Annotated in this window: 2 protein-coding genes; both read left to right on the top strand. The window is 70.6% G+C overall.

Features of this window, described 5'->3' with window-relative positions; translation table 11 throughout:
- On the top strand, nt 1–688 hold a 688-nt coding region (locus ABZ281_RS45765), incomplete at its 5' end, for an aldehyde dehydrogenase family protein (RefSeq protein ID WP_356664350.1).
- A gap of 38 nt (nt 689–726) precedes the next feature.
- A partial coding sequence (locus tag ABZ281_RS45760; protein ID WP_356664348.1) for a GMC family oxidoreductase occupies nt 727–2,532 on the top strand: 1,806 nt, incomplete at its 3' end.

Here is a 2,532-nt window from a genome sequence, read left to right as displayed (position 1 = left end):
CTCCATGGAGCGGCTCTACGTCCACGAGTCGATCGCGGACGCCTTCCTGGAGCGTTTCGCCGCCCGCACGAAGGCGATGCGTCTCGGCACGTCCCTGGCGTACGGCGCCGAGATGGGCTCCCTGGTCGGCGAGCGCCAGCTCGAGACGGTCACGCGGCACGTGGAGGAGGCCGTCGCCAAGGGCGCGAAGGTCGTCGCGGGCGGTGTGGCCCGCCCCGACATCGGCCCGTACTTCTTCGAGCCCACGATCCTCGACGGGGTCATCACGGACATGTCCGTCTGCGGCGAGGAGACCTTCGGCCCGGTCGTCTCCGTCTACCGCTTCACGAGCGAGGACGAGGTGATCGAGCGCGCCAACGCGACGGCGTACGGCCTGAACTCCTCGGTCTGGACGAGGAACGGCCGACGTGGCCAGGAGGTCGCCGCCCGTCTGCGCACCGGCACGGTCAACATCAACGAGGGCTACGCCCCCGCCTACGGCAGCGTCCAGTCCCCGATGGGCGGCATGAAGGACTCCGGCCTCGGCCGCCGCCACGGCTCCGAGGGCATCCTCAAGTACACCGAGGCCCAGACGGTCGCCCATCAGCGCGTGCTCCCCATGGCCCCCTCGCTGGGCATGGACGACGAGAAGTACGCCCAGTTCATGAGCCGCAGCCTCCGCCTGATGAAGGCGTTCCGGTTCCGGTAGACGACCCTCGCTTCAGCCACTCAAAGGGGAGACGGCACGTGCCTCAGGACGCTTACGACTACGACGTCATCGTCGTGGGTTCCGGCTTCGGCGGCTCGGTGACCGCCCTGCGCCTCACGGAAAAGGGTTACAAGGTCGGCGTCCTGGAAGCCGGCCGACGCTTCACCCGCGAGACCCTCCCGAAGAACTCCTGGGACCTCAAGAACTACCTCTGGGCCCCGAAACTCGGCATGTACGGCATCCAGCGCATCCATCTGCTGGGCAACGTGATGGTCCTGGCCGGCGCGGGCGTCGGCGGCGGCTCCCTGAACTACGCCAACACCCTCTACGTCCCGCCGAAGCCGTTCTTCGAGGACCCCCAGTGGCGTGACATCACCGACTGGCAGGACGAGCTGGCGCCGTACTACGACCAGGCCCGGCGCATGCTGGGCGTGCGGCTCAACCCGACCATGACCCCCTCCGACGTGCACCTGAAGGCCGCCGCGGAGCGCATGGGCTGCGGCGACTCCTTCCACATGGCCCCGGTCGGCGTCTTCTTCGGCGACGGCGAGGACGCCGACGGCTCGGCGAAGGCCAGGCCGGGCCAGGAGGTGCCCGACCCGTACTTCGGCGGCGCGGGCCCGTCCCGCAAGGCCTGCGCGGAGTGCGGCGAGTGCATGACCGGCTGCCGCCACGGCGCCAAGAACACCCTCAACGAGAACTACCTGCACCTCGCCGAGAAGGCCGGTGCGGTCGTCCACCCCATGACCACGGTCGTGTCGGTCACCGACGACTCTCGCGGCGGCTACGCCGTCGCCACCCTGCCCACCGACGACCGCGGCAAGAAGAAGGGCCGCACCTACACTGCCCGGCGGGTGGTCCTCGCCGCCGGCACCTACGGCACCCAGACCCTGCTGCACCGCATGAAGGCGGGCGGCCGGCTGCCGTACCTCTCGGACAAGCTGGGTGAGCTCACCCGCACCAACTCCGAGGCCCTGGTCGGCGCCCAGACCGACGACCGGCGCTACCGCAAGGCGCACGGCGCGCCCAAGGCCGACTTCACCCGGGGCGTGGCCATCACGTCCTCCATCCACCCCGACGCCAGCACCCACATCGAGCCGGTCCGCTACGGCAAGGGCTCCAACTCGATGGGTGGCCTGTCCATCCTCCAGGTGCCGTACGCGGGGACGAACTCGGGCAGCTCGCGGGTCCTGGGCTTCCTCGCCCACGCGGCGAAGCACCCGCTGCTGGTGCTGCGCTCGCTGTCGAACCGCCGCTGGTCGGAGCGGACCATCATCGGCCTGGTGATGCAGTCGCTGGACAACTCCCTGACGACCTACGTGAAACCGTCGGGCGTCGGCCGCGGCCTGCTCACCGCCCGCCAGGGCCACGGCGCCCCCAACCCCAAGCAGATCAAGGCCGCCACGGAGGGCGCGTCGGCACTCGCCGCCGAGATCAACGGCTTCGCGGGCTCCAACGTCGGCGAACTGATGGGCACCCCGCTCACCGCCCACTTCCTGGGCGGCTGCCCGATCGGCGACTCCCGCGAGTCCGGCGTGATCGACCCGTACCACCGCCTCTACGGTCACCCCGGCATCTCGGTCGTCGACGGCGCCGCGGTCTCCGCCAACCTGGGCGTCAACCCGTCCCTCACCATCACCGCCCAGGCCGAGCGGGCGATGTCGTACTGGCCCAACAAGGGCGAGGAGGACCCGCGCCCGCAGCAGGGCACCTACGAGCGTCTCCAGCCCGTCGAACCCAAGTCCCCGGCGGTCCCGGCGGAGGCGTTCGGCGCGCTGCGGCTGCCGTTCCTCGGCATGCCGGCGGTGGCCGTGGCCCCAGGACGGGCTACGAACGGGACAAGT

It is taken from the genome of Streptomyces sp. NPDC006265 (genome assembly GCF_040613555.1).
GTDB lineage: Bacteria > Actinomycetota > Actinomycetes > Streptomycetales > Streptomycetaceae > Streptomyces.
Note: the sequence above shows the minus strand (reverse complement) of the source record. Positions and strands in the feature narration are given on the sequence as shown.